General features: G+C 72.1%; 20 protein-coding genes. 15 read left to right on the top strand and 5 right to left on the bottom strand.

Annotated elements, in window-relative coordinates; genetic code table 11:
• The first annotated feature begins 34 nt into the window (after positions 1-34).
• The 4 genes from ACGFZF_RS19040 to ACGFZF_RS19025 all read left to right on the top strand — a co-directional run bounded on the left by ACGFZF_RS19040 (position 35) and on the right by ACGFZF_RS19025 (position 6,057).
• The gene (locus tag ACGFZF_RS19040; RefSeq protein ID WP_393555511.1) at positions 35-2,908 is read left to right on the top strand and encodes a trypsin-like peptidase domain-containing protein; all 2,874 of its coding nucleotides are present in this window, start codon (positions 35-37) and stop codon (positions 2,906-2,908) included.
• 81 nt (positions 2,909-2,989) lie between these two features.
• The gene (locus ACGFZF_RS19035) at positions 2,990-3,343 is read left to right on the top strand and encodes an ArsR/SmtB family transcription factor (protein ID WP_393555509.1); all 354 of its coding nucleotides are present in this window, start codon (positions 2,990-2,992) and stop codon (positions 3,341-3,343) included.
• Entirely contained in the window at positions 3,336-3,968 is a 633-nt protein-coding gene (locus ACGFZF_RS19030) for an SRPBCC family protein (protein ID WP_393555507.1), read from the top strand. Before ACGFZF_RS19035 ends, ACGFZF_RS19030 begins: the two co-directional genes overlap by 8 nt.
• Positions 3,969-4,218: 250 nt before the next feature.
• Positions 4,219-6,057, top strand: coding sequence for a glycoside hydrolase family 15 protein (locus ACGFZF_RS19025; RefSeq protein WP_393555505.1), 1,839 nt, complete (start codon positions 4,219-4,221; stop codon positions 6,055-6,057).
• Between the two features lie 16 nt (positions 6,058-6,073).
• Here ACGFZF_RS19025 and ACGFZF_RS19020 read toward each other — a convergent pair whose 3' ends face one another.
• Positions 6,074-6,451 carry a hypothetical protein gene (locus ACGFZF_RS19020; protein WP_393555503.1) on the bottom strand — a complete coding sequence of 126 codons (378 nt, stop codon included), beginning with the start codon at positions 6,449-6,451 and terminating at the stop codon, positions 6,074-6,076.
• A 291-nt stretch (positions 6,452-6,742) separates the two neighbouring features.
• Here ACGFZF_RS19020 and ACGFZF_RS19015 point away from each other — a divergent pair, with 291 nt between their 5' ends.
• Together ACGFZF_RS19015 and ACGFZF_RS19010 are read left to right on the top strand one after the other, a co-directional pair.
• Positions 6,743-7,117 carry a hypothetical protein gene (locus ACGFZF_RS19015; RefSeq protein ID WP_356604750.1) on the top strand — a complete coding sequence of 125 codons (375 nt, stop codon included), beginning with the start codon at positions 6,743-6,745 and terminating at the stop codon, positions 7,115-7,117.
• Between the two features lie 194 nt (positions 7,118-7,311).
• Positions 7,312-7,650 (top strand): helix-turn-helix transcriptional regulator, encoded by a 339-nt coding sequence (locus ACGFZF_RS19010; RefSeq protein WP_147979502.1) that lies wholly within the window; start codon positions 7,312-7,314, stop codon positions 7,648-7,650.
• 157 nt (positions 7,651-7,807) lie between these two features.
• Here ACGFZF_RS19010 and ACGFZF_RS19005 read toward each other — a convergent pair whose 3' ends face one another.
• On the bottom strand, positions 7,808-8,191 hold the full coding sequence (locus tag ACGFZF_RS19005; RefSeq protein WP_393555501.1) for a hypothetical protein: 384 nt from the start codon (positions 8,189-8,191) through the stop codon (positions 7,808-7,810).
• A 277-nt stretch (positions 8,192-8,468) separates the two neighbouring features.
• Here ACGFZF_RS19005 and ACGFZF_RS19000 point away from each other — a divergent pair, with 277 nt between their 5' ends.
• The 4 genes from ACGFZF_RS19000 to ACGFZF_RS18985 all read left to right on the top strand — a co-directional run bounded on the left by ACGFZF_RS19000 (position 8,469) and on the right by ACGFZF_RS18985 (position 11,392).
• Complete coding sequence (locus tag ACGFZF_RS19000) at positions 8,469-9,086, top strand: ATP-binding protein (RefSeq protein WP_393555499.1); 618 nt, start codon at positions 8,469-8,471, stop codon at positions 9,084-9,086.
• Positions 9,087-9,236: 150 nt separating this feature from the next.
• Entirely contained in the window at positions 9,237-9,803 is a 567-nt protein-coding gene (gene sigK, locus ACGFZF_RS18995) for an ECF RNA polymerase sigma factor SigK (protein ID WP_393555497.1), read from the top strand.
• Positions 9,800-10,654, top strand: coding sequence for an anti-sigma factor domain-containing protein (locus ACGFZF_RS18990; protein ID WP_393555495.1), 855 nt, complete (start codon positions 9,800-9,802; stop codon positions 10,652-10,654). Before sigK ends, ACGFZF_RS18990 begins: the two co-directional genes overlap by 4 nt.
• A 129-nt stretch (positions 10,655-10,783) precedes the next feature.
• Positions 10,784-11,392 (top strand): DUF2867 domain-containing protein, encoded by a 609-nt coding sequence (locus ACGFZF_RS18985; protein WP_393555629.1) that lies wholly within the window; start codon positions 10,784-10,786, stop codon positions 11,390-11,392.
• Between the two features lie 125 nt (positions 11,393-11,517).
• Here ACGFZF_RS18985 and ACGFZF_RS18980 read toward each other — a convergent pair whose 3' ends face one another.
• Both ACGFZF_RS18980 and ACGFZF_RS18975 read right to left on the bottom strand, forming a co-directional pair.
• On the bottom strand, positions 11,518-12,777 hold the full coding sequence (locus ACGFZF_RS18980) for a cation:proton antiporter (RefSeq protein WP_393555493.1): 1,260 nt from the start codon (positions 12,775-12,777) through the stop codon (positions 11,518-11,520).
• A 4-nt stretch (positions 12,778-12,781) separates the two neighbouring features.
• The gene (locus tag ACGFZF_RS18975; protein ID WP_393555491.1) at positions 12,782-13,267 is read right to left on the bottom strand and encodes a cation:proton antiporter regulatory subunit; all 486 of its coding nucleotides are present in this window, start codon (positions 13,265-13,267) and stop codon (positions 12,782-12,784) included.
• A gap of 256 nt (positions 13,268-13,523) precedes the next feature.
• Here ACGFZF_RS18975 and ACGFZF_RS18970 point away from each other — a divergent pair, with 256 nt between their 5' ends.
• Positions 13,524-14,477, top strand: coding sequence for a HAMP domain-containing sensor histidine kinase (locus tag ACGFZF_RS18970; RefSeq protein ID WP_393555490.1), 954 nt, complete (start codon positions 13,524-13,526; stop codon positions 14,475-14,477).
• A 16-nt stretch (positions 14,478-14,493) separates the two neighbouring features.
• Positions 14,494-15,174 carry a response regulator gene (locus tag ACGFZF_RS18965; protein ID WP_393555489.1) on the top strand — a complete coding sequence of 227 codons (681 nt, stop codon included), beginning with the start codon at positions 14,494-14,496 and terminating at the stop codon, positions 15,172-15,174.
• A gap of 79 nt (positions 15,175-15,253) precedes the next feature.
• Here ACGFZF_RS18965 and ACGFZF_RS18960 read toward each other — a convergent pair whose 3' ends face one another.
• Positions 15,254-16,618, bottom strand: a complete 1,365-nt coding sequence (locus tag ACGFZF_RS18960) for an ABC transporter ATP-binding protein (protein WP_393555488.1) — start codon at positions 16,616-16,618, stop codon at positions 15,254-15,256.
• 546 nt (positions 16,619-17,164) lie between these two features.
• Between ACGFZF_RS18960 and ACGFZF_RS18955 the strand changes: the two genes are divergently transcribed.
• The 3 genes from ACGFZF_RS18955 to ACGFZF_RS18945 all read left to right on the top strand — a co-directional run bounded on the left by ACGFZF_RS18955 (position 17,165) and on the right by ACGFZF_RS18945 (position 26,400).
• On the top strand, positions 17,165-18,175 hold the full coding sequence (locus ACGFZF_RS18955) for a LacI family DNA-binding transcriptional regulator (protein WP_393555487.1): 1,011 nt from the start codon (positions 17,165-17,167) through the stop codon (positions 18,173-18,175).
• 320 nt (positions 18,176-18,495) lie between these two features.
• Positions 18,496-21,870 (top strand): CARDB domain-containing protein, encoded by a 3,375-nt coding sequence (locus ACGFZF_RS18950; RefSeq protein ID WP_393555486.1) that lies wholly within the window; start codon positions 18,496-18,498, stop codon positions 21,868-21,870.
• Between the two features lie 243 nt (positions 21,871-22,113).
• Positions 22,114-26,400, top strand: a complete 4,287-nt coding sequence (locus ACGFZF_RS18945; RefSeq protein WP_393555484.1) for a discoidin domain-containing protein — start codon at positions 22,114-22,116, stop codon at positions 26,398-26,400.
• Positions 26,401-26,952 lie beyond the last annotated feature (552 nt).

Here is a 26,952-nt window from a genome sequence, read left to right as displayed (position 1 = left end):
CCGGGGCGCGGGACGAGAGGGGAACGGAGGCTGGGTGGAGTTCGACCGGATCGTGCAGATCAGGGTCATCGGGCCCCGAAGGCCGGGCAGGGCGGCCTTCGCCACCGGCTACCTGGTCGCCCCCCGGCTGGTGCTCACCACGGCGCACGTGCTGGGGGAGTCCCCGGAGTCGGGTGGGACGAGCGTGACCGTGTGCCGTCCCGAGGCGGACGAGCGGCGGTTCCCCGCGCGCGTGCTCTGGTGGCGCAAGGACGACTCCGTCGACGCCGCCCTGGTCGAGGTGGTCCCCGACCCCGGATGGCGGACTCCGGACTCCCTTCGCGACCTGCGGACCCGCCCGCCGCAGCGCTGGGGCAGGCTGATCGGCACCCGGCCCCATCCGGTCACAATCTGCGGCTACCCCCGCATGCAGAAGGACGGGGTCGACCGCCTCGGGGAACAGCTCACCGGTTCCATCCACCCGGGGAGCGGGAGCGGCGCCGACCGGTACGAAGTGCTGAGCGTCAACCCCACCTTCCCCGCCGACACGGCGTCCGCTCCGTCCGCCACCCCCTGGTCCGGGATGTCGGGTGCCGCACTCCTGTGCGGCGACCTGCTCACGGGCGTGGTGTCCCGGGACCGGCAGGCGGCCGTCGGAGCACGGCTCATCGCCACACGTACCACCGAACTGCTGGACGACCCCGAGTTCCGCGACCTGGTCACCGCGCACAGCGGCTGGCAGCCGCTGGCGGAGCCCGTCGAACCCGATCACCTGCTCGCCCCCGCGGCACACGCCCGGGACCTGCGGTCGCCCGCGATGCTGCTGCGCGCCGACACCGAGGCCGTCACCTTCCACGGCCGGGAGAAGGAGCTGCGCTACTTCACCGCGTGGTGCCGGGACACCCCGGACCCGTTCGCGGTCCACCTGATCACCGGCCCGGGCGGTCAGGGGAAGACCCGCCTGGCCCGTCAGCTGGCCGCCGAACTCCGCGCGTCCGGCTGGGTCGCCGTGCAACTGCGCGCCGACCTGGACGACGCCGCGCCCGCGGGTCGGGCGGACGCCGGCGGCCCGGAACCCGACGGAACGGGTCCCGACTGGGGAGCCCTGGACACCACGTCGCCCCTGCTGGTGGTCGTCGACTACGCCGAGACCCTGCCTCGCCAGGTCCGCCGCCTCATCACACGGCTGCGCCACGGCCGGCACCGTACGCGGCTGTTGCTGCTCGCGCGGGCGCGGGGGGACTGGAAGACGGACGTCCTGGGATCGGAGTCCGACACGCTGCGGATCCTGTCCGACGCTCCCACGCTCGCGCTCGCCCCCCTGCTCGGGCAGAGCGCCGGGACCGAGGCGCGGGCCGTCGCCTTCGGCCGGGCCACCCAGGACCTGTCCCGGTTCCTGGGACAGGTGACGGGACTGCCGCGGACGGACTGGCAGTCGTTGGCGGAACGGATCAGGCCCCCGAAGGACCTGCACCGCTCCCGCTACGCCTCCGCCCTCACCCTGCAGATGCACGCGTTGGTGACGCTGCTCCAGGCCGGCCCCACTCAGGTGGCCGCCGGTGCGACCGCCGGCCCGGGCGGGCCGCCGGCCCCGGGGCAGCCGATCGGCCCGGACCTGCCGCCCGGCCCGGAGGGCCTGGAGGTCCTGCCCGGCCTGGACGTTCGGCGGGACACCGAGGCGGCACCTGTCGAGGCGCTGCTGCTGGCACACGAGGCGCACTACTGGGAGGGCACCGCGGCCTCGCCGGCGTTCCGGCTCGGCGACCTGCGGCCCGTCGCCCTGCGACGAGCCGTGGCGGCCGCCGCGTTGTGCGGGGCGGCCACCCGCGCCGAGGCCGTCGCCGTCACCCGGCAGGTGCGGGGACTGCCGCCCGGTCGGGAGGGCGACGTCGCCGAGTGGCTGCGTGCCCTGTACCCACCCGCCCCCGGCCGCTACTGGGGTTCGCTCCAACCCGACCGGCTCGCCGAGTACCACGCCGGTGTCCACTTCACCCGCCCCGGGGACGAGATGCTCGCGCCCCTGTGGGCCGAAGCCACCGACGGCCAGCAGGTCCACGCCCTGGTCGTCCTCGTCCGTGCCGCGGGCGCCCATGTGCTCGGGGAGCGCCTGCAGACCGCGACGGAGGTGCTGGACGCCCTCGGTGCCGCGGTGGACTCGGCGCCCGCGCGCGTCCGGGTCCTGCTCGCCGCCGGTACCGTCCTTCCGCCGCATCCCAGGGCGCCCTACGACAAGCCGCAGTTCACCGCTCTCGGTCTGGACCTCAACCGCAGGCTGGCCACCGCGTTCCGCGAGCTGGCCGTCCAGCAGCCCGACTCCTACGGCCCGGAACTCGTCGAGACGATGAACGACATCGGCGTGCGCTGCGCGCAGATGAACCGGGTCGGCGAAGCCCTGACAGCACTGGACGAGGCGGTCGAACTCGGCCGCCGCTTCGCGCGGGTCGACCCCGGGGCGACGGAACCGCGGCTCGCCGTGGCACTGCGCAATCGCTCCATGGTGCTCTCGCACCGGGGACGGGAGAGTTCCGCGGAGGCCCTCGTCACGGCCGAGGAGATCGTCGCGATCGAGCGCCGGCTGCTGAGGTCCACCCCCGGCGCGGACGGGTCCTATCTCTTCCTCGCGCTGTACCACCTGGGCAGGCGGCTGGCCATCCTCGACCGGAACGAGGAGGCGCTGGCCCCCTTGGAGGAGAGCGTGGCCGGATACCGCCGACTCGCCCGGGACAACCCCGCGTACGAGCCGAGCCTGGCACGCCTGCTCACCCAGTTGAGCATCGTGCTCGGGGACATCGGACGCTGGAGTGAGGAAGGTGCGCTGAGCAGGGAGAGCGGGGAGATCCGGCACCGCCGCGGCCTCGCCTTCAGCCCGGAGCCCCGCGCGGGGCTGCGCAGGAGGCAGAACCGCGCCACGCGGTCCGCCGACCGGTGACATCCGGCCCCTGGCGACGGACCGGCCCCTGCTCTATATAAGAGTTGCCTTATATAAGCGTCTGGTGGCATAGTCGGCCATGTGCACGCCTTCGATGTTCTCGGGGATCCGGTCAGACGCCGGATATTGGAGCTGCTCGCCACGGGCGAGCGGCCATCGGGCGAGGTCAGTGCCGTCATCCGGGAGGAGTTCGGGATCTCCCAGCCCGCCGTGTCCCAGCACCTGCGTGTCCTGCGGGAGAGCGGCTTCGCCTCGGTGCGCCCGGAGGGCACGCGCCGGCTGTACGCGGTCGACGCCGCGCCGCTGCGCGAGGTGGACGACTGGCTGGAACGGTTCCGGGGCTTCTGGGAGCAGCGGCTCGACGCGCTCGGGACGGAGCTCGCGCGGGGAAAGCGCGAGCGCGGACAAGGAGAGGAAACGAGCGGACATGAGTGAGATCGTCGACCGGATCAACCTGGTGCACCGGGAGGCCGGAACCCGTCGGGTCGAGGCCGGTGAGGCCGGGACGGTGCTGCTGCGGCGCACCTACGACGCCGGCATCACCGACGTGTGGGACGCGGTGACCGATCCCGAGCGGCTCGGGCGCTGGTTCCTGCCGGTCACCGGCGAGTTCAAGGTCGGTGGGCGCTACCAGCTGGAGGGCAACGCGGGCGGCGAGATCCTCGCATGCGTGGAACCCGAACGGCTGCGGGTCTCCTGGCTGTTCGGTCCCGACCCCGGGTTCGGCGAGGTCGAGGTCCGGCTCACGGCCGAAGGCGAGGAACGCACCGTCTTCGAGCTCGAGCACGTGGCCGTCGTCCCGGACGAGTTCCGGGACCGCTTCGGCCCGGGTGCCGTCGGCGTCGGCTGGGACCTGATGTTCCTCGGCCTCGGCATGCACCTCGCGGGCGCCGGCATGAGCAAGGAGGAGGCCGAGGTGTGGCAGACCTCGCCGGAGGCGAAGGAGTACACGACGCGGTCGGGCGAGGCGTGGGGTGCCGCGTACGCCGCATCCGGTGCCGACCCGGAGACCGTCGCGGCCACGACCGCGGCGACCATCGGGTTCTACACGGGCACCTGAGCGGCCTTCCGGGGACGGCCGGCCGGCGCCGCCCGCGGCGTTCTCACGCTCCGGTCGGATCGTTCTCCCCGCGGGCGCCGGCGTCCGCCGGTGCCCGCGTCCCGTTCCCGGTCTCGTCCCGTTCCCGGTCTCCCGTTCCCCCGATCAGCCGATCCGTGTTGCCGGCCGGTGCCGGGGCGGGTTGCCTGGTGCTGTCGAGCGCCGTGATGCCCCCCGGTCCACGGACCCGGTGCAGGAATCGAGGTCAGTGATGCGTGGTTACCCTCCGATCGCCGACCACGGAATGATCGGCGACCTCCAGACCGCCGCGCTGGTGTCCGGCGGGGGCTCCGTCGACTGGATGTGCGCGCCCCGCTTCGACTCCCCGAGCATCTTCGCCGCCCTGCTCGACGCGGAGCGCGGCGGCCACTTCACGATCGCGCCCGTCGGCGACGACACGACGGTGCGTCAGCTGTACCTTCCCGACACGGCCGTCCTGGTGACCCGGTTCCTGACCCCGCAGGGCGTGGGGGAGGTGGTGGACTTCATGCCGCTCGGCGACCAGCCGCAGGTGGCGGGCGACCGGCACCGCCTGATGCGGGTCCTGCGCGTGGTCCGCGGCACCGTGACCTTCGCCCTGGAGTGCCGGCCGCGCTTCGACTACGGCCGGGCCCCGCACTCGCTCACCCTCGGCGGCCAGGGCGCCGTCTTCCACGGCCCCGAACTCGACGTCCACCTGCAGGGCGACATCCCGCTGGGCGCGGACGGCCACGACGTCCGCGCCACCGTCACCCTGGAGCAGGGCCAGCGTGCCGGAATCCTCCTGGAGACCCGCCCTGCGGGATCCCCCGAACCGGAGCCCGTCACCGTCGAGGACTTCGTCGCGGAGTTCGAGGCGACGCTCGGCTTCTGGCACGGGTGGATCCGCCGCTGCAGCTACCGCGGCCGCTGGCAGCACATGGTCAACCGCTCGGCGATCACGCTGAAGCTCCTCATCTACGCGCCGACCGGCGCCCCGATCGCCGCGCCGACGATGGGCCTGCCCGAACAGATCGGCGGCGAACGCAACTGGGACTACCGCTACACCTGGATCAGGGACGCGTCGCTGTCGGTCCGCGTCCTGATCGACCTGGGCTACGTCGACGAGGCCAACGCCTTCCGGGCGTGGCTCGGCCGCTGCCTGCGGTCGACCGCGGCGGCGGGCGGCGAGCCGCTGCAGATCATGTACCGGATCGACGGCGATCCGAGGCTCTCCGAGGAGATCCTGGAACACCTGAGCGGCTATCGCGACTCGTATCCGGTCCGGTCCGGGAACGGGGCCGCGGACCAGCTGCAGCTCGACATCTACGGCGAGTTCGCCTACGGCCTCACCCATTCCCCGGAGGTGGCCGAGCTCGCCGGATACGAGGGCTGGCTGGGCTTCGCGGCGCTCCTCGACTGGCTCGCCGAGGCCTGGGACCGGCCCGACGAGGGCATCTGGGAGACCCGTGGCGGACGCCAGGACTTCACGTTCAGCCGGCTGATGTGCTGGGTCGCCTTCGACCGGGGCATCCGGCTGGCCACCCAGTACGCCCGGCCCGCCGACCTGACCCGCTGGACGGCGGAACGCGACGCCATCCTCACCCAGGTGATGCAACGCGGCTGGAACCCCGACCGCGGCGCCTTCGTCCAGCACTACGGCAGCGACGTCCTGGACGCCTCTCTGCTGCTGATGCCCCTGCTCGGATTCCTCTCGCCGAAGTCCACGCAGTGGCTGTCCACCCTGGACGCCATCGACCGCGAACTGGTCACGGACAGCCTCGTCTACCGCTACAACCCCGAGGCCTCGCCCGACGGCCTGCGCGGCGTCGAGGGCACCTTCTCGCTCTGCAGCTTCCTCTACGTCTACGCCATGGCCCGCGCGGGTCGCCTGGAACAGGCCCGCTACGCGATGGACAAGATGCTCACCTACGCCAACCACGTCGGCCTGTTCGCCGAGGAGATCGGTCCCACCGGCGAGCAACTCGGCAACTTCCCGCAGGCGTTCACCCACCTCGCCCTGATCACGGCGGCGATGGCGCTGGACGAGGAACTCGACCGGGCCGACCGCCGCCGCCCCGACCAGCACTGACCCGGCCCGCCCCGGGCTACCCGTACGGCACCACGACGATCTGGACCTCGTCCTCGTAGACGATCCGGCCCGGGTCGGCGCAGCGCCGTGTCCGGCAGTCGACGCCGTGCGCCCGGAGGATCTCCAGATAGCCGGGGACCCGCTCGATCAGATGCGTGGCCGAGGGCTTGAACCACGCGGCGGCGCCGGGGTTCGTCGCCCGGTCGTACACGGTGGGGTCCACGGTCGACGGGTCCGGGTAGGCGGCGTCGTACCAGCTGTTGTGCACGCGCCGGAAGGACTCCTCCTCCAAGGAGAGCCGGCCCTCCCGCGCCAGCCTGTTGACCAGCCCGAACACACCGGTGAAGTGGCCCCGGTCGTTCCGGTGCGGCGACTCGAACCGTACGTACTCCACCGTTTCCGCTCCTTTTCGTCGGCTGCCGCCGGACCCGCCCGGTCCAGCGCGAGCGGGTCGCAGCCAGGTGTCTCCGGGGGAATCGTCATGAGGTGGATCCTCTCGCGCCGGCCGGCGTCGGTCCCCACCGGTCGAGGCCGCGCGGCGGGTTTCGGAGCCTGAGCGTCGGTTTTCGGCCGGACCAAGGGCTTTCCTCCTCCCGCTCGGACGCCGGTCAGTAGCGTCTCGATCACAGACCGGCCGGGGGAGCACCACGGTCCGGAACATCGTGAATTGAGGAAGCAGGCGCTGATGGTGAATGTGGAGACGTCTCTCAAGGAGGCGATGACCTCGATCGACGGGACCGTGGGCGTCGCACTGGTCGACTACACGAGCGGCATGGCACTCGGCACGCTCGGCGGCAGCCACGACCTCGATCTGACGGTCGCCGCCGCCGGCAACACCGACGTGATCCGGGCCAAGACCCGCACCCTGGAGATGCTCGGGCTCCAGGAGGACATCGAGGACATGCTGATCACCCTCGGCAACCAGTACCACCTCATCCGGTTGCTCAAGGGGCGGGGAGGCAACGGTCTGTTCCTCTACATCGTCCTGGACAAGGGCAGATCCAACCTCGCGATGGCACGGCACCAGTTGCGCCGTATCGAGAAGGATCTGGAGCTCTAGCCGCTCGCCGAGCGGCCCGATCTCGTATGCCCAAGAGTTGAAGAAATCTTCAACTCGACACATCCAAAAGAGGACAGCTGCAGGTGGGGGCGGGTCCGGACACGGCAGGATCGTGGCAACGGTCGTGGAGGACCGGCGGGCCGCCGGCTGCCGCCCCCGCCCAGCAGCCCAGACCCCGGCAGGAGCGTTGTTGCATGCAGGTACCGCTGTACCAGGCCAAAGCGGAGTTCTTTCGCATGCTCGGGCACCCGGTCCGTATCCGCGTCCTGGAGCTCCTCCAGGACGGCCCCGTACCGGTACGCGAACTGCTGAACGACATCGACATCGAACCCTCCAACCTGTCCCAGCAGCTGGCGGTCCTGCGCCGCTCCGGCATCGTGGTGTCGATCCGTGACGGATCCACCGTCAGCTACGCGCTCGCGGGCGGCGACGTCGCCGAACTCCTGCGTGCGGCACGGCGGATCCTCACCGAACTCCTCGCCGGACAGAGCGAGCTCCTCGCCGAGCTGCGCCACGCGGACGCGTCGGGTTAGGGGTCCGCGTCCCGTCACACCGTCGGCCCGCCGCGCCACCCGGGGTCGGCGGACTTCCGCGCGTGCGGCCGAAGGTGCTCGTGGCCTCGGCCGGCGGCGGACGGCGCGCGACCGAGCACCAGAGGTGCCCGGTCGCGCGTGCGGATCGCGGAGGCGATCACCGGTGATGGCAGTCCCAGTGCCCCTTCACCCAGTAGTGGTCCCAGTGCGCGGGGACGTAGACCCACTTGTAGTGCCGGTCGTGGTCCCAGTGCCCCTTGTGGGAGTGGCCGTGCTTGCCGTCACCCTTGTGCCAGGTCTTGTGGTGGACCTGCTTCTTCTCCCAGTGTCCCGGGACCCAGCGCTTGTCCCAGTGACCCTTCTTCCAGACGCACCGGTCGTGGTGACGGTGGTCGTTGTCATGGGTCACGGTGGAGGTGACGGAGGCCGGCGCGGGAGCCGCCGACGCGGTGCCCGACAGCCCGAGCGCGGCGCCACCGGCGAGCAGACCCGCCGAGGCGGCGCCGGCCACGAGCCGGCGGACCTTCATGGTGGGAGTCATCGAAACGCACTTCCTTACGTAGCGAGACGTGGGTACCGGCGAGCTCCCCTCCCCTCGGGATACGAAGGGGGACCGGAGCTTCACCGGATCGGCGTGACACAGGGGATTCGAAGCGGGCGGCGCCCCGGATGACCGAGACGGATGGAAATATCCGAAAGGTTCCGTGACGGGCGGTCGCGCCGAGTCGTCCGCGGCGACGGCATCCGGGCGGGGGTCCCGCTCCGAATCCCCTGCGAAGGACTCCGCCCATCCGCACCACCGGTTCCGGGGAGTGGCCATGACCACGACCATCGCCACAGAGGCGCCGAGCGCGACGCGTCACGTCGTCGCGCTGCCCTACGGCCTGCACGCTCCGGCCGTCGCCCGGCACGTCACCGCCCGCCGGCTCGCGCCCACGGGCGCCGGGGCCGACCGGGTCGCGGACGCGGTGCAGATCGTCTCGGAGCTGGTCGCCAACGCCGTCCTGCACAGTCGTGGGCCCTGCGTGCTCACGCTCACCGTCAGCGGCGCCGTGCTCGACATCGCCGTGGCCGATCGCAGCGAGGAGCTGCCGCAGCTCCCGGGCGAAGCCGGCTCCGGTCCCGGTGTCCCGGCCGGGAGCGGGCGCCGGGCCGGCGGCTTCGGCTTGGCGGTGATCAGCGGACTGGGCGGCAGGACGACCGTGGTGCCGGCTCTCGGGGGCAAGACCGTGCACGTACGGCTCGACCTCGAGCTCGACCTCGGGCCGGCAGTGCTCGCCGACGCGTCCGGGCGGCTCGACGCGCCCGGCCTCGCTCCCGTCGCCGGCCGCGATCCCGGCCGGGACCGGCGCCTCCCTCTCGACCTCACACCCGTGCGGGAACCGGGTCGCGGACCGGGACCCGACTCCCGTACATCACGCCGGGGCGTGCCTTGAGGGTGTCGCGCTCGTCCGCCTTCGGGCGGCGTCACCCGATCGGCACCGGCCCGCTGCGGATCGCCGACGACGCGGGCAGGATCGCCAGGGGGCGCAGGCCCGGCGGGACGACACGTGCCGCACTCCGGCACCCGGGAAGAGGAGCACCGCGTGGCGCACGGATCCGAGCCGGACCGGCGGCTGGGTGAGCTTCTGCACCGCGCGGCCGGCGGTGACGAGGCGGCGTTCGCGGCGGTGTACGACGCGCTGGCAGACACGGTCATGGGCATGGCCTGCCGGATCCTGCGCGACGCGGCGCAGGCGGAGGAGGTGACCCAGGACGTCATGGTCGAGGTATGGCGTACCGCCGAGCGCTTCCGGCCCGACCGGGGCAGCGCGAAGGCGTGGGTGCTCACGCTCGCCCATCGCCGCGCCGTGGACCGGGTCCGCGCCGTCCAGGCGAGCACGGAGCGCGAGACGCGCGCCTGGCGGCTCTCTCCCGACCGGGACCACGACGAGGTGGTCGACGCCGTGGAGGGGAACGACGAGCGTCGGCGGGTCTACCGCTGTCTCGCCTCGCTGACCCGCCTGCAGCGGGTACCGCTCGTCCTCGCCTACTACCAGGGCATGACCTACGTGGAGGTCGCCGACTCGCTCTCGACGCCGCAGGGCACGACGAAGTCACGGATGCGTGCGGGGCTCCGGCAGCTGCGCGCCTGCCTGGAGGAGGGCCGATGACGCCCGCCGAGGACGTGCACCTCGACGCCGGGGCCTACGCCCTCCACGCGCTGCCGCCGGGGGAGGAGGCCGTCTTCGAGGCGCACCTCGCCACCTGCGAGGCGTGCCGGCGCGAGGTGCGGGAGTTCCGGGAGGCGGCGGCCCGGCTCGGCGCAGCGGACCCGATGGCCCCCCCGCCGGACCTGCGGGCGCGCGTACTGGACGAGATCACCCGCGTCCGCCAGCTGCGCGCGACCCGTCCGGGGCCGGACCAGGATCCGGGGCCGGACCCGGACCCGGACCCGGCGCGTCGGGTCGACCCGGACCAGGATCCGGATCGACGGCGTGGTCCGGGTGCTCGCGCGTCGCGCGGCCGGCGCGTCCTCCGGTTCGTCCTGGCCGCCAGCGTCGCCGTGGCCGTGGCCCTCGGCGGCATCGCCGCCTGGCAGTACTCCCGGGCCGAGGACGCCGGGGACCAGGTGGTTCGGGCCCGGGCCCAGATCGAGGCCGCCCGGTCCGATGCCGCCGCTTTCAACGCGGTGCTCACCGCGCCGGACGCGCGCCTGCACACCGCGCAGCTGACCGGAGGCGCCACGGCCGCGGTCGTCGTCTCCCGTGCCGAGGGCCGAGCCGCGTTCACGGCACAGGACCTGCCGGCCCTGGCCGCGGGCAAGGTCTACGAACTCTGGTACGCCGCGCCCACCGGGGACCTGCGACCGGCCGGTCTGCTGCCCGCCACGGGCCGGCCGTCCGCCCGGGTGCTCGCGGGGCCGCTCGCGAACGCCGTGGCCGTCGGCGTGACGGTGGAACCCTCGGGTGGCTCCGCGCAGCCCACCACCGAGCCCCTCGGGATCATCGACATCACCGTCTGAGCCGGACGTGCCGGCGGAACCGGCCGCCCCACGTCGCGTCGGCCGGCGACCGCTCCGCAAGCCCATGTCCCCTGCGTCGGAGCGGGAGTTGTGCGGTACCGTATAGATCTGTTGTACGGCACCGTACAGATGAGGGGGCTCACCGTGCCGAGACTTCCCCAGACGGCCCACACCGGCCTTCCGTGGCGCATCCACGCACTCACCGGCGACTTCGCGGTGGAGGACGTGTGGTCGTTCCGGACTCCCGGAGCGGGCCCCGACGACTTCCCCGTGATGCTGGCCGCACTGCGTGCCGCCGGAGACCCCGACCGGCTGTCGCCGCCGGTGCGGTTCCTGTTCGCCGTGCGATGGAAGCTCGGCGCTCTCCTCGGCTGGGACAAGGAGGCGTCGGGAGTCGGCGAGCGCGTCGGCTCGCTCCGCGACCGGCTGCCCGACGACCTGCGCGCCGCTCCCCGCGGCCCGGACAGCGACGGCATGCCTCTCGAGGCGGTCTACGAACTCGACACCGAGGCCGCCCGCGAGCTGGCGAACAAGACCGTGCACGCGGTCATGCACCTCGGCTGGGTGCGGGGCGCCGGCGGCTCGTACGAACTGAGGATGGCCGTCCTCGTCAAGCCCAACGGCCGCTTCGGCCGGCTGTACATGGCCGCCATCGCGCCCTTCCGTCACCTGCTCGTCTATCCGGCTCTGACACGGCAGTGGGAAGAGGCCTGGCGCGACCGCGATCGCACCGCCTGAGCCCAGTCCGTCGGGCGCCGCCCCGTGGCGGGCCGGGGCGGGTCCGACCGTGCACGCCGGCGGGGTGCGCCGCACGCCATGGGTGCCGGACCCGATGGTCCACGGGGGAGGGGCCTGGGGTGCCCCTAACGCACTCCCGCGCTCCCCGGGTCGTCCACCGCGCCCACCGACTCGCGGGGCGGGGGCGTGGCCAGGACGTCCCCGGCGGGCGGTGTGGCGGCCGGCCCGCCGCGGCGCCGGGCGACGTACGCGGCGATCGGCTCGGTGTAACGGGCCGTCAGCGGACCGACGACCACCAGGATCAGGACGTACGCCGTGGCGAACGGGCCCATCGCGGGCTGGATCCCGGCGCTCACGGCGAGACCGGCGATGACGATGGAGAACTCGCCCCGCGCGACCAGGGTTCCGCCTGCCCGCCAGCGGCCCTTCGGGCCGACCCCGGCCCGCTTCGCGGCCCAGTGACCCGTGGCGATCTTGGTCAGCGCCGTGACGACCGCCAGCGCGAGGGCGGGCAGGAGCACCGGAGGGATGCTGGCCGGATCCGTGTGCAGCCCGAAGAAGACGAAGAAGACGGCCGCGAACAGGTCCCGCAGCGGGCTGAGCAGCGAATGCGCGCCCTCGGCGACCTCCCCGGAGAGGGCGATGCCCACCAGGAACGCGCCCACCGCCGCCGAGACCTGGAGCTGCTGGGCGATACCGGCGACGAGAAGCGTGAGGCCGAGGACGACGAGCAGCAGCTTCTCGGGATCCTCGCTGGAGACGAAGCGCGAGATCAGCCGGCCGTAGCGCACCGCGACGAAGAGGACGGCGCCGGCCACGCCGAGGGCGATCGCCAGCGTGACGCTGCCCGCGGCCAGACTCACCCCGGCCAGCAGGGCGGTGATGATCGGCAGGTACACGGCCATGGCCAGGTCCTCGAGGACCAGGATGCTCAGGATCACCGGAGTCTCGCGGTTGCCGACCCGGCCGAGGTCGCCGAGGACCTTCGCGATGACGCCCGACGACGAGATCCAGGTGACCCCGCCCAGCACCACGGCCGCGACCGGCCCCCAGCCCAGCAGCAGCGCGGCGGCCGCGCCGGGCACGGCGTTCAGGGCGAAGTCGACGAGACCGGCCGGATACTGGGACTTGAGGTTGGAGACGAGGTCGCTCGCCGTGTACTCCAGCCCCAGCATGAGCAGCAGCAGGATGACGCCGATCTCGGCGCCGATCGCCACGAACTCCTCGCTGGCGCCCAGCGGGAGGAGACCGCCCTTGCCGAACGCCAGCCCCGCGAGGAGGTACAGCGGAATCGGCGAGAACCGGAACCGCCCCGCGAACCGCCCCAGGAGGCCGAGCCCCAGGATGATCGCTCCGAACTCGATCAGGAAGACAGCGGAATGCACCCTCTCACTCCCGTCCGAGGATCGTGGCCGCCGCGTCGACGCCCTCGCGGGTACCGATGACGATCAGGGTGTCCCCGCCCGCGAGCCGGAAGTCCGGTGCGGGGGAGGGGATCGCCTCCGCCCGGCGCAGTACGGCCACGATGGACACACCGGTCTCCGTGCGCATCCGCGTGTCGCCCAGCAGCCGCCCGTTCCAGTGCGCCTGCGCCGCCAGTTCGATCCGCTCGGCGACCAGTCCCAGATCGGTGGTGTGCAGCACGCTCGGGCTGTGGTGCGTGGGACGCAGCGCGTCGATCAGCGAGGCCGTCTCCGGCTCCGTCAGGTGCAGCGACTGCGCGCAGGCGTCGGGGTCGTCGGACCGGTAGACGTTCACCGACCGGGTGCCGTCGCGGTGCGCGATCACCGACAGATGGCGGTGCTCACGCGTGGTGAGGTCGTACTGGACACCGATGCCGGGCAGGGGTGTCGTTCTCATCCGCGGAGCGGGCACGGCCCGTCCTCCTTCTCGTTCGCCGGGGTACGTGGACGGCCCCGGCCGACGCATCGTCGAACCGGGGCGGAGCCGCCATCGTGCCATCCGCCGGGAGGCCGGGAACATGGGTGTCGGCACGGATGGACAGCACCCCCCGACACGGGTGAAGGTGAGCCGGGGACGTGCGCCCCGCCGCAGGTCACAGGCCCGTCGGGACCGGTTCACGGCCGGGACGGCCCTTAGGCTGGGGCACCTGATCCGGTGAGGAGGGACGATGTCGTTGTACTGGCGGATCCTCCTGCTCAACGCCGCCGTGCTCGTGGTCGCCGTCCTGCTCCTGCTGGGGCCGGTCACCGTCTCCACACCGGTACTGCCCCGCGAGGCCATGGTGCTGGGCGCCGGTCTCGTCGCCATGCTGATCGCCAACGCGGTCCTGCTGCGGATCGGCCTCGTTCCCCTGCGCCGGCTGGCCCGCGCCATGGGCACCGTGGACCTGCTGCGTCCGGGCGACCGGCCCGCGGTGAGCGGACCGGGCGAGATGGCCGAGCTGACCCGCACGTTCAACCTCATGCTCGACCGCCTCGAAGCCGAACGGGCCACCAGCAGCGCACGGGTGCTGTCCGCCCAGGAGGCCGAACGGCAGCGCGTCGCCCGGGAACTCCACGACGAGGTGGGCCAGACCCTGACGGCGGTCCTGCTCCAGCTCAAGCACGCGGCCGACCAGGCCCCCGCCGGCCTGCGCGAGGATCTGCGGCAGGCTCAGGAGACCACCCGGTCCGGCCTGGACGAGATCCGTCGCATCGCCCGCCGACTGCGGCCCGGCGTCCTGGAGGAACTCGGCCTGCACAGCGCACTGCGCTCCCTGGCCGGCGAGTTCACCACCCCGAGCCTGTCCGCGCGCACCCACATCGGTCCCGGACTCCCCTCCCAGAGCGACGAGACGGAGCTGGTCCTGTACCGGGTCGCCCAGGAGGGGCTCACCAACATCGCCCGGCACGCCCGGGCACGCACCGCCGAGGTGCACCTGACGCGCGGCGCGGACGGCGGCGTCGAGCTGCTCATCCGCGACGACGGCCGGGGGATGGGCGACGCGACCGAGGGCGCGGGCATCCGCGGCATGCGCGAGCGCGCGCTGCTCGTCGGCGCCGCCCTCTCGATCCGCCCGGGCCCCTCGGGCGGCACCGACGTGCGGCTCGACGTGCCGAAGGCGGAGAAGGAGGAACGATGAGGGAGAAGGGCGACCGATGACGACACCCCGTCCCCCCGGCGCACCGGACCGGCGGACCCGCATCCTGCTCGCGGACGACCACGCGCTCGTCCGCCGCGGCGTCCGGCTCATCCTCGACAGCGAGCCGGACCTCACCGTCGTCGCCGAGGCGGCCGACGGCGCGGAGGCCGTGGCCCGGGCACGCGCGGGCGACATCGACCTGGCGATCCTCGACATCGCCATGCCCCGCCTCACCGGACTCCAGGCCGCCCGCGAGCTGTCCCGCCTCCAGCCGGACCTGCGGATCCTCATCCTCACCATGTACGACAACGAGGAGTACTTCTTCGAGGCCCTCAAGGCCGGCGCCGGCGGGTACGTCCTGAAGTCGGTCGCCGACCGGGACCTGGTCGAGGCCTGCCGTTCCGCGATGCGCGACGAGCCCTTCATCTACCCGGGGGCCGAGACCGCGCTCATCCGCAAGTACCTCGACCTCGCCGGGCAGGGCCGCCCCGTCCCCGACCGGGCCATCACCGAGCGCGAGGAGGAGATCCTCAAGCTCGTCGCCGAGGGCCACACCTCCAAGCAGATCGGCGACCTCCTGTTCATCAGCGCCAAGACCGTCGAACGCCACCGCGCGAACCTGCTCCGGAAGCTCGGCATGCGCGACCGGCTCGACCTCACCCGGTACGCGATCCGCGTGGGCCTGATCGAGCCGTAGAGCCGCCCGGGGCGCGAGGTCCCGGACCCGCCCCGTACGGCTGCCGTGGCGGGGACGGCCGTCCCCGCCACGGAGGCCGCTACACCTCCAGGCCCGGGAGTCCGTCCGGCGCGGGGCAGATCCGGTGGCCCGCGTGGTCGAACACGTAGAGCTGGGCCAGGTCCACCAGCAGCGGGATCTGCGCGCCCGTGCGCACCCGCAGGTGCGGGCCCGTACGGACGACGAGGTCGCTGCGCACGGTCGCCGTGGCCTCGCGGGCGAGGTCCGGGCCCGCCGGACCGTCCCCGAGGCCGCCGCCCCGCGGCGGGGCGAGGGTGGCGACCGCGCCGGACAGCCGGCCCGCCGCCTGCCTGCGCAGTTTGCGCAGACCGCTCTGGTGCGGGCGACGGCGCCGCTGACCCGGACCAGCGGCCGGACGCGCCGACTCCAGTTCCGGCACGACGGCGGGCTGCGAGCCGGTGTTCACGTGCACCAGCGCCTCGTGGCCCTGGTACTCCACGTGCTCGACGATCCCGGTGAGCGGCACCTCGCCCGGCCGCGCCTGGCTGGGCGGGGCGATCCGCACGGCCTCCGACCGCAGTCCGACGATGATCGGCCGCCCCTGCTGGATGCGGAGCAACTGGTGGTCGGAGCTGAGGGGTTCGGGCAGCACGAGGCGTTGCCGGCCGAGCACGATGGACATCCGCGCGTCCAGCGGAGCGTGCACGACCGCCTGGAGCAGACTGATCCGCGGCGTGCCGATGAACGCCGCCACGAAGACGTTCGCCGGCCGGGCGTAGGTGTCCCGCGGGGCGCTGACCTGCTGGAGCACGCCACCGCGCATGACGGCGATCCGGTCGCCGAGGGACATGGCCTCGGACTGGTCGTGCGTCACGTAGACCGTGGTGACCCCGAGCTGCGCGGTGAGCCGCGCGATCTCGGCCCGCAGATGGCTGCGCAGCTTCGCGTCGAGGCTGGACAGCGGCTCGTCCATCAGGAAGACGGACGGCTGGCGGGAGATCGCCCGGCCCATCGCCACACGCTGCCGCTCACCGCCGGAGAGCTGGCCGGGGTAGCGGTCGAGCAGGTCCTCCACGGCGAGCATCCGCGCGGTCGTCTCCACGCGCGGGTCGTGGTCGGTGCCGGGATCGCGCAGCTTCAACGGGAAGCCGATGTTCTCGCGGCTCGTCATGTTCGGGTAGAGCGCGAAGCTCTGGAACACCATCGCGATGTCCCGTTCGCGAGGCGGCAGGTCGTTGGCGTGGACGTCGTCCAGGTACAACTCGCCCTCGGTGATGTCCTCCAGGCCGGCGATCATCCGCAGGACCGTGGACTTGCCGCAGCCCGAGGGGCCCAGCAGCACCAGGAACTCACCTGGCTCGACGGTCAGGGAGACGCGTTCGACGGCGTAGCCGTCCCGCCCGTATCTCTTGCTGACGTTGCGCAACGCGATGGTACGGCTCATGGCGATCCACCCGGACTGGGGTAGGGGAGGTCAGGGGAAGGTGTGGGGGGAGGTGGCGCGGTGAGGGGCGTGGTGAAGCAGATGCGGCCAGAAGTTAGCCCACAAAACCCCGCCAGGGAACGCTTTGGCGCAAGATCGCGAGAATGTCCGGACCGGTGTCCGGGCGGGGCCGGACGGCTGCGGCCCGCGGGCGAGGGCGATCACCTGCGGGAAGACGGGATTTCCCGTCGCCCGGGGGCCGTTCGGCCGCGGGATCGCTCCCAGGGAGCGTCGCGGCGGATCCGCGCTGTCGTCGGGTGGCCCCCCGGATCCGGTCCTCCCCGGATCCGGTCCCGTCCGGCGGCGGGCCTGCTCGGACCGCGCGTCGCGTTGCGCCCGCACGCAAGCACTTGCGCGCGGATGTCGGGGTGCGGACCATGGAACGGCCCTCGACGGGCTGGTTCGTCCCCGGTGTTCCCGCCGGACCGGGGGAACGAACGGACAGCACAGCGCACGAGTACGAGATCGACGCAACCAGCTTGCGGAACTTGCGATACTCTTGCGCTCATGACGCGACGACTTGCTCAAGTGGCCAAGAAGGTGGGAGTCAGCGAGGCGACGGTCAGCCGTGTCCTCAACGGCAAGCCCGGTGTCTCCGAGGCGACGCGGCAGTCCGTCCTCACGGCGCTGGACGTGCTCGGGTACGAGCGGCCCACGCAGCTGCGCGGTGAGCGTGCGCGCCTCGTCGGCCTCGTCCTGCCGGAGCTGCAGAACCCCATCTTCCCCGCGTTCGCGGAGGTGATCGGCGGCGCGCTGGCGCAGCAGGGGCTCACGCCCGTGCTCTGCACGCAGACCAAGGGCGGCGTCTCCGAGGCGGACTACGTGGACCTCCTGCTCCAGCAGCAGGTCTCCGGGGTCGTCTTCGCCGGCGGCCTGTTCGCGCAGGCGGACGCCCCGCACGACCACTACCACCAGCTGGCGGAGCGCAACATCCCGGTGGTGCTGATCAACGCCTCCATCGAGGGCCTCAACTTCCCCTGCGTCTCCTGCGACGACGCCGTCGCCGTCGAGCAGGCCTGGCGTCACCTCGCCTCGCTCGGGCACGAGCGGATCGGCCTCGTCCTCGGCCCGAGCGACCACGTCCCCTCGCGGCGCAAGCTCGAGGCCGCCCGCGCCGCGGCGCAGGCGGCGGGCGCGAAGCTGCCCGACGAGCACGTGGTGCGCTCGATCTTCTCGCTCGAAGGAGGGCAGGCGGCGGCGAACCGGCTCCTCGAGCGTGGCGTCACCGGCATCGTGTGCGCCAGCGACCCGCTCGCCCTGGGGGCGATCAGGGCCGCCCGCCGGCGCGGACTGTCGGTTCCCTCGCAGGTCTCCGTCGTCGGCTTCGACGACTCGGCCTTCATGAACTGCACCGAGCCGCCGCTGTCCACGGTGCGCCAGCCCATCGAGGCGATGGGCCGGGCAGCGGTCGAGCTGCTGTGTGCCCAGATCCAGGGCACGCAGACGGACCCGGGTGAGCTCCTCTTCGAGCCCGAGCTCGTGGTCCGCGGATCGACGGCGCCGCCGCCGCTCGCCTGATCGCCCGCCCCTCTCCTCCGTACACCCCGCCCTCTCCCCTCTCTCCACTCCCCGGCTCCGGCGCCGGGAGGCCTCGTCGCCTCCCGGCGCCGGAGCCGTTTCGTTGTCCGGAACGAGTGGGTCCGTCAACTGCGGTTTCTGTCACGGCTGTTGACAAAGCGGTGACCTGATAGAAACCTGACACCCCGGCGACGCAAAAACTTAACTATGAAGCTCAATAAGCCTGTAATGCGTCGTCATTCATTGTCAGAGACCTGCTGGGTTCCTGGCGAGCGTCGCTCCTGTCGTCGAGCCGTGGCCCAGAACATGGAGAGGCCCCTATGAGAGGCAAACATCTGAGCTGGCGGTTGGCCGTCGGCGCGCTGATAGGCGCGCTGATCGCCGTCGGGCTGCTGCCGGTGACCGCGTACGCCGCCGCGAGCACCAATCTGGCGCTCGGCAGGACGGTGACGGCCACGGGTGCCCACGGCGCCTACCCGGCCGGCAACGTCACCGACGGCAGCCAGGCGTCCTACTGGGAAGGTCCCGCCGGATCCTTCCCGCAGTGGGTGCAGGTCGACCTCGGCGCGAGCGCCCGCGTCGACCGGGTCGTGCTCAAGCTCCCCACCGGATGGGAGGCGCGGAACCAGACCGTCGGACTGCTCGGCAGCACCGACGGCAGCGCCTTCACCACCCTCGCCGCCGCGCAGTCCCGGACGTTCGACCCGGCCCAGGCGAACACCGTGTCCCTCGCCCTGTCCGCCGTCACCACCCGCTACGTACGGGTGCAGGTGACGGCCAACTCCGGCTGGAACGCGGCGCAGTTGTCCGAGGTCGAGATCTGGGGCGAGAGCGTGCAGGGACCGGTCGACCCGCCGGTCGAGGGCACCAACCTGGCCCGTGACAAGCCGATCGAGGCGACCTCCACCACCCAGACGTACGTCGCCGCGAACGCCAACGACGACAGCGCCGCCTCCTACTGGGAGTCCGCCGGCTTCCCGGCCGGCCTGACGGTGAGGCTCGGCGCGAACGCCGACGTGCAGGCCGTGGTCGTCAAGCTCAACCCCGACCAGGCGTGGGGCCCGCGCACCCAGTCGATCCAGGTCCTCGGGCGCGAGCAGTCCGCCTCCGGGTTCACCTCGCTCAAGGCGCGGGCCGACTACGCGTTCAGCCCCTCCAGCGGGCAGAACAGCGTGACGATCCCGGTGACCGGCCGGTACGCCGACCTGCGGCTGACCTTCTTCTCCAACACCGGCGCCCCCGGCGCCCAGGTCGCGGAGTTCCAGGTCGTCGGCGCCGCGGCACCCAACCCCGACCTCACCGTCACCGACCTGACCTGGGCTCCGTCCTCCCCCTCCGAGACGGACGCCGTGACGGTCGACGCCACGGTGCGCAACGCCGGCACCGCCGCGGCCGCCGCCACCACCGTCGAGGTCAGCCTGGAAGGCGCCGTCGCCGGCTCCGCACCGGTCGCCGCCCTCGCCGCCGGCGCCTCGGTGACCGTCCCCGTCACGGTGGGCAAGCGCCCGATGGGCTCGTACACCGTCTCGGCGGTGGTCGACCCGACCGACACCGTCGCCGAACAGGACGACACCAACAACAGCCGGACGGCGGCGGCGAAGCTGGTCGTCGGCCAGAGCCCCGGTCCGGACCTGCGGGTCACCAGCATCACGACCAACCCGGCCAGCCCGGCCGTCGGCTCCGCCGTCACCTTCACCGTGGCGGTCGAGAACCGCGGCACCACCGGCGTGGCGGCGGGCACCACCACCCGGCTGACCGCCGGAACCACCACGCTGAACGGCACCGCGGGCGCGATCGCCGCGGGTCGGACGGTCAACGTCGCGATCTCCGGCAGCTGGACCGCGGCCTCCGGCGGCGCCACGCTCACGGCGACCGCCGACGCCACCGGGACCGTCGCCGAGACCGACGAGGCGAACAACGTCTTCTCCCGCTCCCTCGTCGTGGGCCGGGGCGCGGCCGTGCCCTACGCCGAGTACGAGGCGGAGGACGCCCGCTACCAGGGCACCCTGCTCACCTCGGACCAGAAGCGGACCTTCGGGCACACCAACTTCGCCACCGAGTCCTCCGGCCGCAAGTCGGTGCGCCTCAACGCGACCGGTGAGTACGTGGAGTTCACCTCCACCACGCCGTCCAACTCCATCGTGGTGCGCAACTCCGTGCCCGACGCCGCCGCCGGTGGCGGCGCGGACGCCACGATCAGCCTCTACGCCGACGGCGTCTTCGTCCGCAAGCTGACCCTCACGTCCAAGCACAGCTGGCTGTACGGCAGCACCGACGATCCCGAGGGACTCACCAACCGGCCCGGCGGCGACGCCCGCCGGCTGTTCGACGAGTCGCACGCCCTGCTGGCGCAGTCGTACCCGACAGGCACACGGTTCCGCCTCCAGCGCGACGCGGACGACAAGGCGTCCTTCTACATCGTCGACCTGATCGACCTGGAGCAGGTGGCGTCCCCGGCCGCCAAGCCGGCGAACTGCGTCTCCATCACCGAGTACGGCGCCGTCCCCAACGACGGCCTCGACGACACCGACGCCCTGCAGCGCGCGGTCACGGCCGACCAGAACGGCCAGATCCCGTGCGTGTGGATCCCGGCCGGGCAGTGGCGTCAGGAGCAGAAGATCCTGACGGACGACCCGCTCGACCGCGGGCAGTTCAACCAGGTCGGCATCCGGGACGTCACGATCCGCGGCGCGGGCATGTGGCACTCCCAGCTGTACACCCTCACCCCGCCGCACGAGGCCGGTGGCATCAACCACCCGCACGAGGGCAACTTCGGCTTCGACATCGACCACAACACGCAGATCTCCGACATCGCCGTCTTCGGCTCGGGCGCGATCCGCGGCGGCGACGGCAACGCCGAGGGCGGCGTGGGCCTCAACGGGCGCTTCGGCAAGGGCACCAAGATCAGCAACGTCTGGATCGAGCACGCCAACGTGGGCGTCTGGGCCGGCCGCGACTACTCCAACATCCCCGAGCTCTGGGGACCGGGCGACGGTCTGGAGTTCAGCGGCATGCGCATCCGCAACACGTACGCCGACGGCATCAACTTCGCCAACGGCACGCGGAACTCGACCGTCTTCAACTCCTCCTTCCGTAACACCGGCGACGACGCGCTGGCCGTGTGGGCGAGCAAGTACGTCAAGGACACCTCGGTGGACGTCGGTCACGACAACCACTTCCGCAACAACACCATCCAGCTGCCCTGGCGCGCCAACGGCATCGCCGTCTACGGCGGGTACGGCAACACCATCGAGAACAACATCATCTCCGACACCATGAACTACCCGGGGATCATGCTGGCCACCGACCACGACCCGCTGCCCTTCTCCGGCCAGACCCTCATCGCCAACAACGCGCTGCACCGCACGGGCGGCGCGTTCTGGCACGAGGACCAGGAGTTCGGCGCCATCACGCTCTTCGCGCAGGGGCAGGGCATCCCGGGCGTCACCATCCGGGACTCCGAGATCCTCGACTCGACCTACGACGGCATCCAGTTCAAGACGGGTGGCGGCGAGATGCCGGACGTGAAGATCAGCAACGTCCGGATCGACAAGTCGGTCAACGGTTCCGGCGTCCTCGCGATGAGCGGCGCCCGCGGCAGCGCGACCCTGACGGGCGTGACCATCACCGACTCGGCCGAGGGCGACGTCCTCATCGAGCCCGGTTCGCAGTTCGTGGTGAACCGCACCGGCTGACATCCACGGCACCCCAGCGGCGGCCCGCTTCCGCGGGCCGCCGTACCGGCGTGCCCGCGTACGGGCTGCCGCGCGCCGCTGGGGCGGGAGAAGTCGTCCCGTCGCAGCCGTAGACGTTCCCACAATCCTCTGGAACTCTCTGAGCGTTCAACGCAAAGAAGCTACAACTCTGCGTCTCTCGTGGACATATCCAACTGAGCCGCGTCTCGCCGCCGTCGGGCGCGAGGCCGAGATCGAGGACAGATGACTATCCGCAACTGGAGATCACGGTGCCTGAGCGCCGCGATCGCGACCAGCCTCCTGGCGCTGGGCGGTCCGCTGATGACCGCCCAGGCGGCGGGCGGCCCCAACATCGCCCTGGGCGACGCGGCGGCGGCCGGCAGCGCCCACGCCGAGTACGGCGCCGCGAACATCACCGACGGCAACCAGGGGTCGTACTGGCAGAGCGCGGGCAGCGGCCTGCCCCAGTGGGTCCAGGTCGACCTCGGCACCGCGACCCGCGTGGACGAGGTCGTCCTGAAGCTGCCCGCCGGATGGGAGAGCCGCAGCCAGACGCTCTCCGTGCAGGGCAGCGCCGACGGCACCGGCTTCGCCACCCTCAAGAGCTCCGCCTCCTACACCTTCACCCCGGGCGCGGCCAACACCGTCACGGTGGCGTTCCCGGCCACCCAGACCCGGTTCGTGCGGATCGACATCACCGCGAACACGGGCTGGCAGGCCGCCCAGCTCTCCGAGCTGGAGGTGCACGCCGCCGACGGGTCCTCCGTCGACCTGGCGAGCGGACGCACCCTCACCGCGAGCAGCCACACCGAGGTGTACACGGCCGGCAACGCCAACGACGGCAACCGCGCCACCTACTGGGAGAGCGCCAACAACGCCCTGCCCCAGTGGATCCAGGCCGACCTCGGCGCCTCCGTGCGCGTCGACCGGGTCGTCCTGCGGCTGCCCGACGGCTGGGGAGCACGCAGCCAGACCCTCAAGATCCAGGGCAGCACGAACGGCACGGCCTTCACCGACCTGACCGCCGCCCAGGCGTACACCTTCGACGCCGCGAGCGGGCGCTCCGCGACGATCACCTTCGACGCCACCACCACCCGGTACGTCCGCGTCCTCGTCACGGCGAACAGCGTGCAGCCCGCCGGGCAGCTGTCCGAGCTGGAGGTCTACGGCCCCGAGACCGGCGACACCCAGGCGCCGACCGCGCCGGCGAACCTCGCCTTCACCCAGCCGGCCACCGACCAGATCCGGCTCACCTGGAACGCCGCCACCGACAACACCGGCGTCACCGGCTACGACGTCTACGCCAACGGCTCCCTGCTGACCAGCGTGGCGGGGAACGTCACCACCTTCACCGACACCCGCCCGGCCGGCCAGACGGTGACCTACCTCGTCCGCGCGAAGGACGCCGCCGGGAACCAGTCGGCGAACAGCAACGCCGTCACCCGCACCGGCGACACCGGGGACACCCAGGCGCCGACCGCGCCGGCGAACCTCGCCCTCACCGAGCCCGCGTCGGGCCAGGTCAAGCTGGTCTGGAACGCCTCCTCGGACAACACCGGTGTCACCGGTTACGACGTCTACGCCAACAACACGCTGCGCGGCAGCGTCGCCGGCAACGTCACCACCTACACCGACACCCAGCCGGCCTCGGCCACCGTGACCTACCACGTGCGCGCGAAGGACGCCGCCGGGAACCAGTCGGCCGACAGCAACAAGGCGACCCGCAACGGCACCGGCGGTACCGGCTCCAACCTCGCGGTCGGCAAGGAGATCGCCGCCTCCTCCGTGGTGCACACCTTCGTCGCGGCCAACGCCAACGACAACAGCACGAGCACCTACTGGGAGGGTGCGGGCGGCAGCTACCCGAACACCCTGACCGTCAAGCTGGGCTCGAACGCCGACGTCGACAGGGTCGTCCTCAAGCTCAACCCGGACGCGTCCTGGGCGACCCGCAGCCAGACCGTCGAGGTCCTGGGCCGCGAGCAGAGCGCCTCCGGCTTCGGCGGCCTGGTCGCCTCGAAGAGCTACACCTTCGACCCGGCGAGCGGCAACACCGTCACCATCCCGGTCTCGGCCCGCGTGGCCGACGTCCAGCTCAGGTTCACCGCCAACTCCGGCTCCTCCGCCGGCCAGGTCGCCGAGTTCCAGGTGATCGGCGTCGCGGCGCCCAACCCGGACCTGGAGGTCACCGGCCTGACCGCCTCGCCGGCCGCGCCGGTCGAGTCGGACCCGATCACGGTCAGCGCCACCGTCCGCAACAGCGGCCCGGCCGCCGCACCGGCCAGCACGGTCGCGCTGCGCCTGGGCGGTACCAAGGTCGCCACCGCGCAGGTCGGCGCCCTGGCCGCCGGCGCGCAGACGACGGTCAGCGCCTCCGTCGGGGCGCGCGACGCCGGGAGCTACCAGCTCAGCGCCGTCGCCGACGAGGCGAACGCCGTCATCGAGCAGAACGAGTCCAACAACACCTTCACCAGCCCGACCGCTCTGGTGGTCAAGCCGGTGTCCAGCTCCGACCTCCTCGCGGCCGCGGTGACGACGTCGCCGTCCAGCCCGGCCGCCGGTGACACGGTCACCTTCAAGGTGGCGGTGAAGAACCAGGGCACCCAGGCCAGCGCGACGGGCAGCCACGGCGTCACGCTCTCCCTGGTCGACTCCAAGGGTGCCACCGTCAAGACGCTGACGGGGGCCCACTCCGGCGCCGTCGCCGCCGGCGCCACGGCCGAGGTGGCCCTCGGCCCCTGGACCGCGGTCAACGGCTCGTACACCGTCCGGACCGTCGTCGCCGACGACGCGAACGAGCTGCCGGTCAAGCGGGAGAACAACACCGCCACCCAGCCCCTCTTCGTCGGCCGCGGTGCCAACATGCCGTACGACATGTACGAGGCGGAGGACGGCACCGCCGGCGGCGGCGCCCAGGTCGTCGGCCCGAACCGGACCGTCGGCGACATCGCGGGCGAGGCGTCCGGCCGCAAGGCCGTCGACCTGGACGCGACGGGCGAGTACGTCGAGTTCACCACCCGCCGTCCGACCAACACCCTGGTCGCCCGCTTCTCCATCCCCGACGCGCCGGGCGGCGGCGGCATCGACGCCACGATCGACGTGTACGTCGACGGTGTCCTGAAGAAGGCGATGCCACTGACGTCGAAGTACGCCTGGCTGTACGGGGCCGAGACCGCCCCCGGCAACTCCCCGGGCGCGGGCGCCCCGCGCCACATCTACGACGAGGCGAACCTGCTCCTCGGCGAGACGGTTCCCGCGGGCTCGAAGATCAGGCTCCAGAAGGACGCCGCGAACACCTCCACGTACGCGATCGACTTCGTGAACCTGGAGCAGGTCGCGCCGGTGGCCAACCCGGACCCCGCCACCTACACCGTGCCCGCGGGCTTCACCCACCAGGACGTCCAGAACGCGCTCGACAAGGTGCGGATGGACTCCACCGGCACGCTGGTCGGCGTCTACCTGCCGCCGGGTGACTACCAGACGGCGAGCAAGTTCCAGGTGTACGGCAAGGCCGTCAAGGTGGTCGGTGCCGGTCCCTGGTACACGAGGTTCCACGCGCCCTCGACGCAGGACAACACCGACATCGGCTTCCGGGCCGAGGCGGCGGCGAAGGGCTCGCTCTTCAAGGGCTTCGCGTACTTCGGCAACTACACCTCGCGCATCGACGGTCCCGGCAAGGTCTTCGACTTCGCCAACGTGTCCGACATCGTCATCGACGACATCTGGAACGAGCACATGGTCTGCCTGTACTGGGGCGCCAACGCCGACCGGATCACGATCAGGAACTCCCGGATCCGCGACATGTTCGCCGACGGCATCAACATGACCAACGGATCCACCGACAACCTCGTGACCAACAACGACGCCCGGGCCACCGGTGACGACAGCTTCGCGCTGTTCTCGGCGATCGACGCCGGCGGCGCGGACATGAAGAACAACGTCTACGAGAACCTGACCTCGACACTGACCTGGCGGGCCGCGGGCGTCGCCGTCTACGGCGGGTACGACAACACCTTCCGCAACATCCACATCGCGGACACCCTCGTCTACTCCGGGATCACCATCTCCTCACTGGACTTCGGCTACCCGATGAACGGCTTCGGCACCACGCCGACGACCTTCGAGAACATCTCGATCGTGCGGGCCGGCGGGCACTTCTGGGGCTCGCAGACCTTCCCGGGCATCTGGGTCTTCTCCGCCTCCAAGGTCTTCCAGGGGATCCGGGTCAACCACGTCGACATCGTCGATCCGACCTACAGCGGAGTGATGTTCCAGACGAACTACGTCGGCGGGCAGCCGCAGTTCCCCATCAAGGACACCGTGTTCTCGGACATCTCGATCACGGGCGCGCGCAAGAGCGGTGACGCCTACGACGCCAAGTCCGGCTTCGGGCTGTGGGCCAACGAGATGCCCGAGTCCGGACAGGGCCCCGCCGTCGGGGAGGTGACCTTCAACGGCCTGAGGATGAGCGGCAACGCCGTCGACATCCGCAACACGACGTCCACCTTCAGGATCAACGTCAATCCGTAGCGGCTCACCGGGGGGAGCCCGTCCGCGCGCGGTGAGGTCGGTGCCGGTGGCTTGCAGCTGCTTGCACCGGCCTTGCGTGACTGTGTGTGCCCTCGTACGCGCCTTCGGGGGTGCCGTGACGGGGTCGGGACCCGTCATTCGACGGCCGCGGGCCACCGAGGCGCCCCAGGGGGCCTCGTCGGGCCCTGGCCGACGGGGCGGCGCCGCGGCCGAGTTGGGGAGGCCGGTGGGGCCGCCGGTGTGTCCGGGCACCGGGGCGCCGCCCCGGGAGGGGTGCGCCGTACCGGTTCCAGGTGTGCCGTCGTGCTGTGGCGGGAGCGGGGCCGGCGGGCCCCGCTCCCGCTTCGTCGTGAAAGGCAGGTCTCCGGCCCCGACGGCCTCTGTTTCCGGGGGTGTACGGCCCGCTCCGCCCGTGGAACGGGTGGGTGCTCCCGTTCGTCCGGCCTGCCCTCGTGCTGTCTGCTTCGTAAGCCGTGATCCGCGCTGTCCTGCTGTCGACTGTCAGGCAATTACGAAATCAGCGCGATATCTTGCGTTCACTTGTTGGGGATG

Source organism: Streptomyces sp. NPDC048338 (genome assembly GCF_043201055.1).
Classification (GTDB): domain Bacteria; phylum Actinomycetota; class Actinomycetes; order Streptomycetales; family Streptomycetaceae; genus Streptomyces.
The sequence above is the reverse complement of the archived record's forward strand: the minus strand, read 5'-3'. Positions and strand labels throughout refer to the sequence as shown.